9 protein-coding genes are annotated in these 13,468 nt (G+C 73.7%); 3 read left to right on the top strand and 6 right to left on the bottom strand.

What is annotated here, in order from left to right:
- Positions 1–250 precede the first annotated feature (250 nt).
- Both ABD126_RS29130 and ABD126_RS29125 read left to right on the top strand, forming a co-directional pair.
- Positions 251–982 carry a DUF6544 family protein gene (locus tag ABD126_RS29130; protein ID WP_343937176.1) on the top strand — a complete coding sequence of 244 codons (732 nt, stop codon included), beginning with the start codon at positions 251–253 and terminating at the stop codon, positions 980–982.
- A complete protein-coding gene (locus ABD126_RS29125; RefSeq protein ID WP_343937175.1) occupies positions 979–2,679 on the top strand; it encodes a sensor histidine kinase in 1,701 nt (566 codons plus the stop codon). The genes ABD126_RS29130 and ABD126_RS29125 overlap by 4 nt, the downstream gene beginning before the upstream one ends.
- 6 nt (positions 2,680–2,685) lie before the next feature.
- On the opposite strand, the gene ABD126_RS29120 is transcribed toward ABD126_RS29125, so the two are convergent.
- The 6 genes from ABD126_RS29120 to ABD126_RS29095 are packed head-to-tail and all read right to left on the bottom strand — an operon-like array spanning position 2,686 to position 12,125.
- The gene (locus tag ABD126_RS29120) at positions 2,686–3,129 is read right to left on the bottom strand and encodes a hypothetical protein (RefSeq protein ID WP_343937174.1); all 444 of its coding nucleotides are present in this window, start codon (positions 3,127–3,129) and stop codon (positions 2,686–2,688) included.
- 6 nt (positions 3,130–3,135) lie between these two features.
- Complete coding sequence (locus ABD126_RS29115) at positions 3,136–5,637, bottom strand: multicopper oxidase domain-containing protein (RefSeq protein ID WP_343937173.1); 2,502 nt, start codon at positions 5,635–5,637, stop codon at positions 3,136–3,138.
- Entirely contained in the window at positions 5,634–6,323 is a 690-nt protein-coding gene (gene narI, locus ABD126_RS29110; protein WP_343937172.1) for a respiratory nitrate reductase subunit gamma, read from the bottom strand. The genes ABD126_RS29115 and narI overlap by 4 nt, the downstream gene beginning before the upstream one ends.
- On the bottom strand, positions 6,320–6,928 hold the full coding sequence (gene narJ, locus ABD126_RS29105; protein ID WP_343937171.1) for a nitrate reductase molybdenum cofactor assembly chaperone: 609 nt from the start codon (positions 6,926–6,928) through the stop codon (positions 6,320–6,322). Before narJ ends, narI begins: the two co-directional genes overlap by 4 nt.
- The gene (gene narH / locus ABD126_RS29100) at positions 6,925–8,472 is read right to left on the bottom strand and encodes a nitrate reductase subunit beta (RefSeq protein WP_343937170.1); all 1,548 of its coding nucleotides are present in this window, start codon (positions 8,470–8,472) and stop codon (positions 6,925–6,927) included. The genes narJ and narH overlap by 4 nt, the downstream gene beginning before the upstream one ends.
- A complete protein-coding gene (locus ABD126_RS29095; protein ID WP_343937169.1) occupies positions 8,472–12,125 on the bottom strand; it encodes a nitrate reductase subunit alpha in 3,654 nt (1,217 codons plus the stop codon). The genes narH and ABD126_RS29095 overlap by 1 nt, the downstream gene beginning before the upstream one ends.
- Positions 12,126–12,234: 109 nt before the next feature.
- Here ABD126_RS29095 and ABD126_RS29090 point away from each other — a divergent pair, with 109 nt between their 5' ends.
- Positions 12,235–13,422 carry an MFS transporter gene (locus ABD126_RS29090; RefSeq protein WP_343937168.1) on the top strand — a complete coding sequence of 396 codons (1,188 nt, stop codon included), beginning with the start codon at positions 12,235–12,237 and terminating at the stop codon, positions 13,420–13,422.
- The last annotated feature ends 46 nt before the right edge of the window (positions 13,423–13,468 follow it).

Raw genomic sequence — 13,468 nt, 5'->3', positions numbered from 1 at the left:
GCCCACCAGCACTACACCTGCGATTCGTTCTTCGGCACCCGCACCGCACAAGACGTCATCGACACCGCCCGCAAGAACAGTGTGGTGGGAGAAGCCCGCGAGGCCCGCATCGGCACGGTGGTCAACCCGGTCTCGCGGGCCTGCGCGGAGGTCGTCGCGCACCCACCGGACGGAAGTCCCGGGTCGGTTGTTGCCTTGGACCCTGACCCGGGCGCCGCCGGTCGAGCAGGCTCGGTGGTGGAGGTGCACCATGACGAACGTTGCCACCAAACCCGCCCCGGTCACCGAGGAGGACATCGAACACCTGCCCGAACCTGCGCGGCGCTACCTCGGGTTCACCCGCGTGCTCGGACGCCCGGCCGACGGGTCGTTCGACGCCACCGTGCGCGGCCACTTCCGCCTCCGGCCCGACCAGAACTGGCTGACCTGCACGACGTGGCAGCACAACGACGCCACGACCCTCAGCCGCGACTTCCGGATGCGGCTCATGCTGGCGCACCTCATCCCGGTCCAGGCCTCCGACGTCTACGCCCACGGGCACGGGCACATGCGCGCCACCGCGCTCGGCATGTTCACCCTCGCCGACGGGCAGGGGCCGGAGTTCGACGCGGGCGAGCTGGTCACGCTGCTCAACGACGCCGTGCTGCTCGCCCCGTCCATGCTGCTGCGGATGCCGGTGCACTGGACCCCGGTCGACGAGCGCACCTTCGGACTCGCCCTCACCGACCACAACACCACCGTCACCGCCCACGTCACCGTGGACGACCGCGGCGCCCCGGTCGAGTTCAGCACCGAGGACCGCTGGGCCGCGCTGCCCACGGGCCTGGTGCGGGCGCGCTGGTCCACCCCCGTCGACGGCTGGTGCCTGGTCGCCGAGCGCATCCGCCCGCGCCGCGCCACCGCCGTCTGGCACCTCCCGGACGGGCCGTTCACCTACGCCCAGTTCGACCTCACCCGCGCCGACATCACTTTCGGGCCGTGACCGCGCACCACCCGGCCACCGACGACGAAGGCCCGCACCACCTGCTCGAAGGTCTCCGCCTGGACGAGCTGCTCGACGAGGTGCGGGAGCGGCTGGTCGAGATCGGGTCGGCCCGGGACAAGATGCAGGGCCTGCTGGACGCGGTGCTCGCGGTCGGCGCGGGGCTGGAGCTGGACTCCACCCTGCGGCGGGTCGTGCAGGCCGCGGTGACCCTGGTCGGGGCGCGCTACGGCGCGCTGGGGGTGTTGGGCGGCAACGGGACCCTGTCGCGGTTCGTCCACGTCGGCATCGACCCCGAGACACGGGCGCGCATGGGGCACTCGCCGCACGGCAAGGGGCTGCTCGGGCTGCTGGTCCAGGACCCGAAGGCGATCCGGCTGCACGACCTGGCCCAGCACCCCGCGTCGGTGGGCCTCCCGCCCAACCACCCGCCCATGCGCGGCTTCCTCGGCGTGCCGGTGCGGGTGCGCGACGAGGTGTTCGGCAACCTCTACCTGACCGACAAGACCGACGGCGCCGACTTCACCGCCGACGACGAGGTGGTGCTGTCGGCGCTGGCCGCCGCCGCGGGGGTCGCCGTGGAGAACGCGCGGCTGTTCGAACGCTCGCGGATGCGGGAGCGGTGGCTGGAGGCGACCGCCGAGGTCAACTCCGAGCTGCTGGGCGGCGCGTCGACCGCGGAGGCGCTGCAACTGATCGCGCTGCGCACGCGCGAGCTGACCGGGGCCTCGACGGCGCTGATCGTGCTGGCCGAGGGTCCCCGCCGACAGCCGCGGGTGGCCGCCACCGCGGGCGGCGACGCCGACGGGCTGCTCGACACGCCGATCGCCGAGACCGCGACCCTGGTCGCCGAGGTGCTCGACGCGGGCACGCCGATGCTGATCGAGGACCTGGACGGCCGGCTGGGCGACATGCCGCTCGACGCCGGCCCCGGTGTCGCGGTGCCGTTGCGCACCGGTTCGGCCGCCGCCGGCGTGCTGCTGGTCGCGCGGGCCAAGGGCGAGGGCCAGTTCGGCGCCGAACAGGTGCCGCTGCTGGCCTCGTTCGCCGACCAGACCGCGGTGGCGCTGGAGTTCGCCGACAACCAGAACGCCCGCAGGATGCTCGACGTGCTGGCGGACCGCGAACGCATCGCCCGCGACCTGCACGACCACGTGATCCAACGGCTGTTCGCCACCGGCATGAGCCTTCAGGGCGCGCTCGGCGCGATCAGCGACCCGCGGGTGCGCGACCGGGTGCGCAAGGCGGTGGTCCAACTGGACGAGACGGTGCTGGACATCCGCACGTCCATCTTCGACCTCCAGTCCGGCGACGACGCGCCGGGGCTGCGCCGCCGGCTGCTCGACGCCGTGTCCGAGCTGACCGAGGACACGGCGCTGACACCGTCCGTGCGGATGAGCGGGACGGTCGACACCTCGGTGCCCGACCACATCGGCGACCAGGCCGAGGCGGTCGTGCGAGAGGCGGTCAGCAACGCCGTGCGCCACGCGCGGGCCACCGAACTGGTGGTCACCGTCGAAGCCGACGACGCGCTGACGATCACCGTCTCGGACAACGGCGTCGGCCTGCCGGCCCGGGTCGCCCGCAGCGGCCTGCGCAACCTGGAGCAGCGCGCCCACGACCTCGGCGGCGCCTGCCGGGTCGAGCCGGGCCCCACCGGCGGCACCCTCCTGACCTGGCGGGTCCCGCTGGCCTGACGGTGGTCAACCGCCCTCCACCAGTCCCGTGGCCAGCAGCACCACGCCCAGCGACCCGACCAGGGCGGCGGCCGACGAGGCCCGCGCCCGGCCGGTCCGGCCGCCGGCCTGGGCGTGGCCGTGCAGGGCGGCGGCGGCCATGACGAAGCAGAACAGCAGCAGCTTGGCCGCCAGGAGCCGGCCGTAGCCGGGTTCGAGCAGCGACTGCCACGTGACGCCGTGCCGCATGGCCAACAGGACACCTGTGGTGAGCTGGGCGGGCAGGAACGCGGCGGCGGTGATGAGCGCGAACCGCTTGCCCACGGCCTTGAGCACCTCGCCGCGCTCGGCCAGGCCGAGCAGCCGCCGCACGGGAGGCAGCACGACCGCCGTCAGGGTCAGTTGTCCGCCCACCCACAGCACAGCGCCGAGCACGTGCACGAACCGCACGACCGTCCACACGTCGAGCACGGGGCCTCACCCCGTCACGTCGACGAAGCCGTGCGCGCCGTTCTCGGCGTGCCGCATGTCGTGGTCGACGAAGGGGTAGCGCCCGGCTTCCGGGAAGGTCAGCTCCACGTACCCGCCCTGCGCCGGCGCGAGGTCCAACGCCTGCGCCCCGCTCGTGGGCCACCGCGCGCCCTCCTTGTAGACGGCGTCGAACTGGCCGCCCACGACGTGGAACGCGATGCCGTCGCCCGGTCCGGCGTTGACCAGCCAGATCCGCACCCGCCGGCCGACCGCGGTGGTCAGCGGCGCGTGGTCGTACTGGGCGGCCATGCCGTTGAACGCCCACCCGTCGGGTGCGCCGCGCGCGACCTTGGCCGCCTGGTCGTCGCCCTCGCCCAGGTAGAGCTGGGAGCCGACGAGCAGGTACTCGTCGTCGGCCGGGGCGAGGTCCGGCGGGTCGATCACGACGGCGCCGTGCATCCCGTTGGCCATGTGCAGCGACATCGGCATCGTGCCGCAGTGGTACAGCCACGCGCCGGGCCGGTTGGCGGTGAAGGCGTAGACGAGCCGTTCGCCGGGCTCGATGGTGCGCATGGGGCCGTCCGGGGCCAGGGCGCCGGCGTGGAAGTCGATGCTGTGGCCGATCGTGCCGTCGTTGACCAGGGTGATCTCGAACCGGTCGCCGACCTTGCCGCGCAGGGTCGGGCCGGGCGCCGTGCCGCCGAAGGTCCACGCCCGCTGCCGGCGTCCGGGCGCCACCTCCACCTCGTGCTCCACGACGCGCAGCTCGACGCGGTGCGTGGTCGGGGCGGGCGCGGGGGCCAGGCGCGGGTCGCGGGCCTGCCAGCCGGGGCCGGGGCGGGCGGACAGGTCCAGGCCCGTCGCGGCGTCCCCACCGGGGTCAGGGGTCTCACCGCCGTGGTCGGGGGTGTCGCCGTGGCGGTGTCCGCCGCCGCCCCCGCCGGTGGTGCGCACGGTGAAGGTCATGCCGGCCGCGCGGTGCCCGGCGACCGTGCACCAGCCCCGCAGCTCGTCGCGCACCACGCCCACGTCCAGCGTGGCCGTCTCCCCCTGGCGCAGCAGGGGTGTGCGCGGCCCGCCGTCCACCCGCAGGTCGTGGCGCATCGCCTCGCGGTTGGTCACCCGCAGCACCAGGCGGGTCCCGGCGGGCACCTCCACCACGGCGGGCCGCACCCGCATGCCGTCCAACTCCACCTCGACGGTGCGGCTGCCGCCGGCGGCGGGAGCCTCGTGACCGCTGGTGGCGAACCCGGCGGCGAGCACCACCGCGGCCAACCCGGCCACCAGCCCGACCCACTGCGGCCGGTCGACCTTCCGCGCACCGCCGTGCAGCGCGGTCGGCACCGCGATCGACAACGCCAGCACGACGAACACGCCGAACGCCAACGCCGCCACCGCCCACCCGACCGGCGGGAACACCACGACCAGCGGCACGGCCGCGTTGGCCGCCACGACCCGCGCCCGCCACCAGTGGCCCAGCACCGCGGCGAGTTCCTTGTGCTCGGCCGGACCACGACCGAGCACCACCGGCAGCAACTGCGTCAACGCCCCCACCAGCACCTGCGCGACGAAGCCGACCACCAGCACGGGCAGCACCGGGTCCACCGCCCCGACCGGCCCGACGACGGCCACCCGCACCGCGTCGGCCACCACCGCGACCGCCAGCCACGCGGTCGCCGCGCTGAGCATCCACCCCGCCGGGCCGCGCGGCCGGCGGCGGCGCAGCGCGCCGACCAGCGGCGCCAGCGCCACGCCAACCCCGGCCGCGTACCCCACCAGGCCCGCCGCCGCGAGCAGCGGCCACCCGAGCAGCATCCCGGCCGCGGCCACGACCAGCCCCGCCGACAGCACCCCCAGCGACCACCGCGCGGACCGCGCCGTGCCCTCCTCCATCCGCGTGCCCAACGCGGTGGGCAGCAACGTGAACAGCGTCCCCAGCACCGACAACCCGACCCAGCCCAACAACGTCAGGTGCACGTGCGCGGGCCACACGCGGGCGTACCAGTCGCCGCCCAACGCCAGGGCCGCGCCCGTCGCCGCGCCCGCCACCAGCGCGGCGCTCGCGGCGGCGTAGAAGCCGATCAGGTAACCGAAACGCGGGTTGAGCGCGGCACGGCGGCGGCGCAGCAGGACCACGGCGTGCACGCAGGCGATCACCGCCAGGCCCGTCCCGCCCACCCCGGTCAGCACGGGCACGTCCGCCACGACACCGGCCAGCACGGCGGTGACCAGGAGCGTGATCGCCACCAGCCCCCGCGCCAGGTGCCGCTCCGAAGCCCCGGGCACGCGGCACAGCACCGCCACGAAGTGGTCCGACCAGATCACGATCGCCGTGGTGGCCGACCCGAGCAGCAACGCGTGCAGCGGCAACCACTCCGGCAGCCCCAGCCGGTCGCCCACCACCAGCAGGACGACCGCCACGGCCAACCACACCAGCACCAGCGCGTTGCCCCACACGAACACCGGAGCGCGGCGGCGCGGCTTGGCGAGGGTGAGGTCCTCGATCACCGGACCGCTCCGGCCCTGGCGCGGCGGCGGTAGACCACATAGGGCCGCCAGAGGTAGGCGATCGGGGCCGACCACACGTGCACCAGCCGCGTGAACGGCCAGATCGCGAACAACGCGAACGCGCTCAACGCGTGCAACTGGAAGATCAACGGCACGTCGGCCATCAGGTCCGGCTGCGGCTGCAACCAGAACAGGCCGCGGAACCACACCGCGATCGTCGCCCGGTAGTCGTACCCGCCGCCGAGCAGGTTCGCCCCGACCGTGGCCGTCACGCCCAGCGCGATCACCACCGCCAGCACGGCGTACAGCACCTTGTCCATCGCCGTGGTCGCCCGGCGCACACGCGGCTGGAGGAAGCGGCGCGCCAGCAGCAGGCCGAGCCCGGCGACCAGCATCACCGCCGCGACCGTGCCCGCGCCCACCGCCACGACGTGGTAGAGCCCTTCGGACACGCCGACCGCCTCGGTCCACGACTTCGGCACCAGCAGGCCGACCGCGTGCCCGGCGATCGCGGCGAACGCCCCCAGGTGGAACAGCGGCGACCCCCAGCGCAGCCACCGGTGCTCCAGCAACTGGGTGGTGCGGGTGGTCCAGCCGAACTGGTCGGCCCGCCACCGCCACACGTGCCCCACCACGAACACCGTCAACGCGCTGTAGGGCAGCACCACCCAGAGCACGACGTTCACGCTCGGACCTCCCGTCCGGTCAGGTACTCCGGCGGGGCGAACGGCGCGAGCCCCACCTCTTCGTCGGGCGGCCCGGAGGCGGCCAGCTCCCGCACCGCGGCCTGGTCCTCCGGCGTCAACTCGCCCAGCAGCGCGGTCAGGGCGTCCAGCAGGGCCGCGTACGGGGAGCCCGCGTCGTGCAGGCCGGCGCGGATCAGCTCCAACCCCGTCCGGTGCTGCCGCAACGGCGCCTCGCCCGCGCCCGGCCCCAGCAGCGCGGCGAACTCGCACACCACCGGCAGGTAGTCGGGCAGCTCGTCCTCGGGCGGGGTGAGCCCGGCCGCGCGGTAGCGCTGCTTGAGCATCAACATCGCCATCCCGCGCCTCCGGGTGTCGCCGTGCAGGTAGTAGGTCAGGTACAGGCTGGTGCGGCGGCGCAGGTCGAACGTCTCCACGTAGTGCTGCGCCAGGTCGAACGGCGACTGTGCGCCGTACCAGGCCAGGAACCGCGTCAGCGGCTCCCGCGCCGGGCCGTCGGGCACGGTGGCCGGCACGACGGGCGGCCCGCCGTCCGGGTACTGCAACAGCAACCCCAACAGCCGGAAGGTCTCCGCGCGCCCGGTCACCGCCGTGCCTCCTTCGCGTCGGCCACGTGCAGCGGCAGCCGGATGCGGCCGTCGACGGGCAGCACGTGGAAGTCGTCGCCGCCCATGCCGGGTCCGCCCTCGACGTCGAGGCTGCACCCGGTGCCCTGGGCGTCCAGGGCGGCGGCCTGCTCCCGGTGGGCGGCGGGGATGACGTAGCGCTCGTCGTACTTGGCGATGGCCAGCAGCCGGTACATCGCCTCCATGTCCTCGCCGGTCATGCCGGTGGCGGCCAAGAGGTCCTCGGCGACCGTGCCGTCCAGGGTCCGGGCCCGCATGTAGCCGCGCATGGCGGCCAGCTTCATCAGCACGCCCGCCACCACCTCGGTGTCGCCCGCGGTGAACAGGCTCGCCAGGTACTCCAGCGGGATGCGCAGGTCCCGGATGGCGTGGAAGACGTCGTCGGGGTCGCTCGCGTCACCGTCCCGACCGGACACCGCGTCCAGGACCGGCGACAGCGGCGGGATGTACCAGACCATCGGCACCGTGCGGTACTCCGGGTGCAGCGGCAGGGCGATCCGGTAGGTCGAGATGAGCCGGTGCACCGGGGAGCGGCGGGCGGCGTCGAGCCAGTCGGCCGGGATGCCCGCCTCCAGCGCCGCCGAGGCCACGGCGGGGTCGTGCGGGTCCAGGAACAGGCCGCGCTGCGCGTCCAGCAGGTCCGTCGGGTCCGGGACGCTCGCCGCGGCGGTCACCGCGTCGGCGTCGTAGAGCACGATGCCGATGTAGCGCAGCCGGCCCACGCAGGTCTCCGCGCACACCGTGGGCTGCCCGGCCTCGATGCGCGGGAAGCAGAACGTGCACTTCTCGGCCTTGCCGGTGACGTGGTTGAGGTAGACCTTCTTGTAGGGGCAGGCCGACACGCACATCCGCCAGCCGCGGCAGCGGTCCTGGTCGACCAGGACGATCCCGTCCTCCTCCCGCTTGTACATCGCGCCCGAGGGGCACGCCGACACGCACGCCGGGTTGAGGCAGTGCTCGCAGATGCGCGGCAGGTGGAACATGAACGTCCGCTCGTACTCGAAGCGGACCTTCTCCGTCATCGCCGCCAGGTTCGGGTCGCCGGGCGCGTGCTCGGGCGCGCCGCCCAGGTCGTCCTCCCAGTTGGCGCCCCACGTGATCGCGGTGTCCTGCCCGGTGAGCGCGGACTTGGGCCGGATGACCGGGGTGTGCTCGCCGGCCGGGGCGGTCAGCAGCGTGTCGTAGTCGTAGGTGACCGGCTCGTAGTAGTCCTCCAGCGCCGGCAGGTCGGGGTTGGCGAACAGGCTCAGCAGCCGCCGCACCCGCCCGCCGCCGCGCAGCTTGAGCCGGCCGCGCCGGTCGAGCACCCAGCCGCCGCGCCACCGCTCCTGGTCCTCGTAGCGCTTGGGGTAGCCGATGCCGGGTTTGGTCTCGACGTTGTTGAACCAGACGTACTCGGTGCCCTCCCGGTTGGTCCAGGTCTGCTTGCAGGTCACCGAACAGGTGTGGCAGCCGATGCACTTGTCGAGGTTCATCACCATCGCCACCTGTGCCATCACGCGCATCAGTACTGCACCTCCTGGCCGCGGCGACGGATGGTGGTGATCTCGTCGCGCTGGTTGCCCGTGGGCCCGTAGTAGTTGAAGGCGTAGGTGAACTGGGCGTACCCGCCGACCAGGTGCGTCGGTTTGAGCAGCAGCCGGGTCAGCGAGTTGTGCACCCCGCCGCGCTTGCCGCCGATCTCGGTGCGCGGCACGTTCACGTTGCGGTCCTTGGCGTGGTACATGAACACCGTGCCCTCGGGCATCCGGTGGGAGACCACGGCCCGCGCCACGACGACGCCGTTTCGGTTGTACGCCTCGACCCAGTCGTTGTCCGCCACACCGATCTTCTCCGCGTCCACTGTGGACATCCAGATGTCGGGTCCGCCGCGCGACAGCGCGAGCATGTGGGCGTTGTCCTGGTACTCGGAGTGGATCGACCACTTCGAGTGCGGGGTGAGGTAGCGGACGGTGACCTCGGCGCGGCCGTCCTCGCGCAGCTCCGGCGAGCCGAAGTGGCGGTGCAGGTTCAGCGGCGGCCGGTAGACCGGCAGCTGCTCGCCGAGTTCGACCAGCCAGTCGTGGTCGACGAAGAAGTGCTGCCGCCCGGTGAGGGTGTGCCACGGCTTGAGGCGCTCGACGTTGATCACGAACGCGGAGTAGCGCCGGCCGCCGGTCTCGCTGCCCGACCACTCCGGCGAGGTGATCACCGCCTGCGGGCCCTTCCTGGTGTCCTCGAAGGAGATCCGCTTGCCCTCGTGCTCCTCGGCGAGGTCGGCCAGCCGGGTGCCGGTGCGCTGCTCCAGGGTGCGGAAGCCCTGCACGGCCAGCCGCCCGTTGGTGGTGCCGGACAGGGCGAGGATGGCTTCGCACATGTGCTCGGCGGTGTCCAGCGCGGGCCGGTCGCCGTGGGCGCCGTTGTGGCGGCGCAGGTGCTCGATCTCCTTGTCCGGCCGGTAGGTGATGCCCTTGGTGGTCAACCCGAGGGTGTCCAGCAGGGGTCCGATCGAGCGCATCTTCTCCCCCGTCGCCGGGTAGTCGCGCTCGATGACGACCAGCTTCGGCATGGTGCGGCCCGGGACCGGGTCGCACTCGCCGGCCCGCCAGTCGCGCACCCGGCCGCCGGGCTGGGCCAGTTCGTCGGGGGTGTCGTGGGCCAGCGGCACGGCCAGCACGTCGGTGCGCCTGCCCAGGTGCTCCCCCGCCAGCTCGCCGAACTTGTCGGCCAGGCCGAGGAAGGTGTCGTAGTCCGACTTGGCCTCCCACGGCGGCGCGATGGCCGGGTTGAAGGCGTGCACGAACGGGTGCATGTCGGTGGTGGACAGGTCGTGCTTCTCGTACCAGGTCGCGGCCGGGAGCACGACGTCGGCGAACAGCGCCGTGGAGGTCATCCGGAAGTCGATCGTGGTGAGCAGGTCGAGCTTGCCCTCCGGGGCCTCGTCGTGCCAGACCACCTCGCGCGGGCGGGCGTCCGGCGGGGACTCCTCGCTGCGCACCTGCGCGTCGGTGCCCAGCAGGTGGCGCAGGAAGTACTCGTTGCCCTTGCCCGAGGAGCCCAGGAGGTTGGCCCGCCACACGGTCAGCGCGCGCGGGAAGTTGGCCGGGTCGTCGGGGTCCTGCGCGGCGAACCCGAGCCGGCCCTCGCGCAGCTCGGTCACCACGTGCTCGGCGACCGGGCGTCCCAGGGCGGCGGCCTCGTCGGCCAGGTCCAGCGGGTTGCGGTCGAACGTCGGGTGCGAGGGCAGCCAGCCCAGCCGGGCCGCCTGGGCGTTGCAGTCGGCGAACGAGCGGCCGGCCAGCAGCCCGTTGCCCAGCGGGCTGGCCAGTTCGTCGGCCCGGAACCCCTCGTAGCGCCACTGGTCGGTGGCCAGGTACCAGAACGCGGTGCCCGCCATGTGCCGGGTCGGGCGCTGCCAGTCGAACGCGAACGCCAGGTGCTGCATGCCGGTGACCGGGCGGGCCTTCTCCTGGCCCACGTAGTGCGCCCAGCCGCCGCCGTTGCGGCCCTGGCAGCCGGTGAGCAGCACCAGCGACAGGAACGCGCGGTAGATCGTGTCGGAGTGGAACCAGTGGTTGGTGCCCGCGCCCATCGCGATCATCGACCGGCCCTGCGTGCGCTCGGCGTTGCGGGCGAACTCGCGGGCGATGCGGGCGGTGGTCGCGGCGGGCACGGAGGTGATCTCCTCGGCCCAGCCGGGCGTGCACGGCGAGGAGGTGTCCTCGTAGGAGCTCGGCCAGTCGCCGGGCAGGTCCGGGCGGCCCACCCCGTACTGGGCCATGACCAGGTCGAACACCGTGGTCACCCGGTGCCCGCCGACCACGGCCGTGGGCACGCCGCGCCGGATCGACCCGCCGCCCTCCGTCTCGCCCACGTCGAAGCGGGGCAGGTCCACCGCGACCCGGTCGCCGCCGCGCTCGTAGAGGGTCAGGGCGGGCACGACCTCGCCCAGGTCGAGGTTCCAGCGGCCCTCGCCCTCCGCGCCCCAGCGGAAGCCCAGCGAGCCCGGCGGCACCACCGGCTCGCCGGTGGCCTCGTCCAGCAGCACGGTCTTGAACTCCGCGTTCTCCTCCGCCGAGCCCAGGTCGGCCGCGGTGAGGAACTTGGCGGGCACGAACGCGCCGTCCCGCTCCTCCAGCCGCACCAGGAAGGGCAGGTCGGTGAAGCGGCGGGTGTAGTCGGTGAAGTAGGGCACCTGCCGGTCGCGGAAGAACTCCGCCAGCACCACGTGCCCCATCGCCATGGCCAGCGCGCCGTCGGTGCCCGGGTGCGGCGCGAGCCAGTCGTCGGCGAACTTGACGTTGTCGGCGTAGTCCGGGCTGACCGCCACCACCTTGGTGCCCTTGTAGCGGGCCTCGGTGAGGAAGTGCGCGTCCGGGGTGCGGGTGACCGGGATGTTCGAACCCCACATCACCAGGTAGCCGGCGTTCCACCAGTCCGCGGACTCCGGCACGTCGGTCTGGTCGCCCCACACCTGCGGCGAGGCCACCGGCAGGTCGGCGTACCAGTCGTAGAACGACAGCAGCGTGCCGCCGATCAGCGAGTGGTAGCGGGTGCCGGCGGCGAACGACGCCATGGACATCGCCGGGATCGGCGAGAACCCGACCACCCGGTCCGGTCCGTAGGCCTTCGTGGTGTGCACGTGCGCGGCGGCGACCAGCTCGGTCACCTCGTCCCACGTGGACCGGACGAACCCGCCCTTGCCGCGCGCCTTCTTGTACCGCTTGGCGCGCACCGGGTCCCCGGTGATCTCCGCCCACGCCAGCACCGGGTCGCCCAGCCGGGCGCGGGCCTCGCGCCACATCTTCAGCAGCACGCCCCGCACGTACGGGTAGCGCACCCGCGAGGGCGAGTAGGTGTACCAGGAGAACGACGCGCCGCGCGGGCAGCCGCGCGGCTCGTACTCCGGCGAGTCGGGGCCGATGGACGGGTAGTCGGTGGCCTGGTGCTCCCAGGTGATCAGGCCGTCCTTGACGAACACCTGCCACGAGCACGAGCCGGTGCAGTTGACCCCGTGGGTGGAGCGCACCACCTTGTCGTGCGACCACCGGTCCCGGTAGAACCGCTCCCACTCGCCGCGGTCGATCTGGTGCAGGGTCCGCCCGTCCGCCGACACCTCGCCGCGCGTGAAGTACCGCCGGCCGCGCGGCAGCGGCCCGGCCTCGCCACTGGAATCCATGCCTGGAAGTCCACCCGACCGGGTGCCCGCCGAGCAGGGACCAAAGTCCCCGACGGGCACGGCCGTTGATCCCTTTCAGCGGGCGCGGCGGCGGCGCAGGGTGGAGGTCGTGACCGCGACATCTTCGGAGCGCGCACGCTGGTTGGTGCTGGGACTGGCCACAGCGGGGTTCGCGCTCAACTTCTGGGCCTGGGCGCTGCTGAGCCCGCTGGGGCCGCTGTTCAAAGAGGACCTTGGGCTGACCGCGTTCCAGCAGGCGTTGCTGGTGGCCGTGCCCGTGGTCGTCGGCGCGCTGGGCCGCATCCCGGTCGGCGCGCTCACCGACCGCTTCGGCGGGCGGGTGATGTTCCCCGCGGTGTCGGCCGCCACCATCGTCCCGGTGCTGTTCATCGGCCTGTTCGGGCACACGTCCCTGCCCGCGCTGCTGGTCGGGGGCTTCTTCCTGGGCATCGGCGGCACGGCCTTCGCCGTGGGCGTCCCGCTGGTCAACGCCTGGTTCCCGCCGCGGCGGCGCGGCATGGCGCTGGGCGTGTTCGGCGCGGGCATGGGCGGCACCGCGATCAGCGCGCTGACCACCGTGCCGCTGGTGAAGGCCGGGAACATCACGACGCCCTTCCTGATCACGGCCGCCGCGCTGGCGTTGTACGCGGTGCTGGCCGCGGTCGTGCTGCGCGACGCGCCCGGCCGGGTCGCGCCGACCGGGTCCGCGCTGCGCCGCCTGGCCACCGCCGCGCGGCTGCCCATCACCTGGCGGGCCTCGGCGATCTACGCGCTGGCCTTCGGCGGTTACGTCGCGCTGTCGGTGTACCTGCCGACCTACCTGCGCACCGGCTACGCCCTCACCCAGGCCGACGCGGCCAACCGGATGGCCGGGTTCGTGCTGTTCGCCGTCGTCGCCCGGCCGCTGGGCGGTTGGCTGTCCGACCGGTTCGGGCCCGACCGGGTCCTCGTCGCCTCGCTGGCCGCGGTCGGCGTGGCGGCGGCCGGGCAGGCGTTCACACCGCTGCTGGTGCCGCTGGGCACCATCACGTTCCTGACCATGGCCGTCGCGCTGGGGGCCGCGAGCGGCGCCACGTTCGCCCTGGTGGCCCGGGACGCGCCGGCCGCGCACGTCGGCGCGGTGACCGGCATCGTCGGGGCCGCCGGTGGCCTGGGCGGGTTCGTGCCGCCCCTGCTGATGGGCGTGTTCTACGAGGCGTTCCAGTCCTACGGGCCGGGCCTGGCGCTGCTGGCGCTGACCGCCGGCGCGGCCGTGCTGGGCGTCCGCGCCCTGGCCCACCACCCCCGACCCGTCTGACCACCCGGTCGAGAACGCTCCGGCGGGCGCGCGTGGCGTGCCCGCC

Source organism: Saccharothrix mutabilis subsp. mutabilis (assembly GCF_039521145.1).
Taxonomy (GTDB): domain Bacteria; phylum Actinomycetota; class Actinomycetes; order Mycobacteriales; family Pseudonocardiaceae; genus Actinosynnema; species Actinosynnema mutabilis.
The sequence above is the reverse complement of the archived record's forward strand: the minus strand, read 5'-3'. Positions and strand labels throughout refer to the sequence as shown.

Excerpts from the sequence above, each read along its gene's own strand:
- ABD126_RS29130 (WP_343937176.1), top strand. The coding sequence starts at position 251 with ATGACGAACGTTGCCACCAAACCCGCCCCGGTCACCGAGGAGGACATC.
- narH (WP_343937170.1), bottom strand. The coding sequence starts at position 8,472 with ATGCGCGTGATGGCACAGGTGGCGATGGTGATGAACCTCGACAAGTGC.
- ABD126_RS29095 (WP_343937169.1), bottom strand. The coding sequence starts at position 12,125 with ATGGATTCCAGTGGCGAGGCCGGGCCGCTGCCGCGCGGCCGGCGGTAC.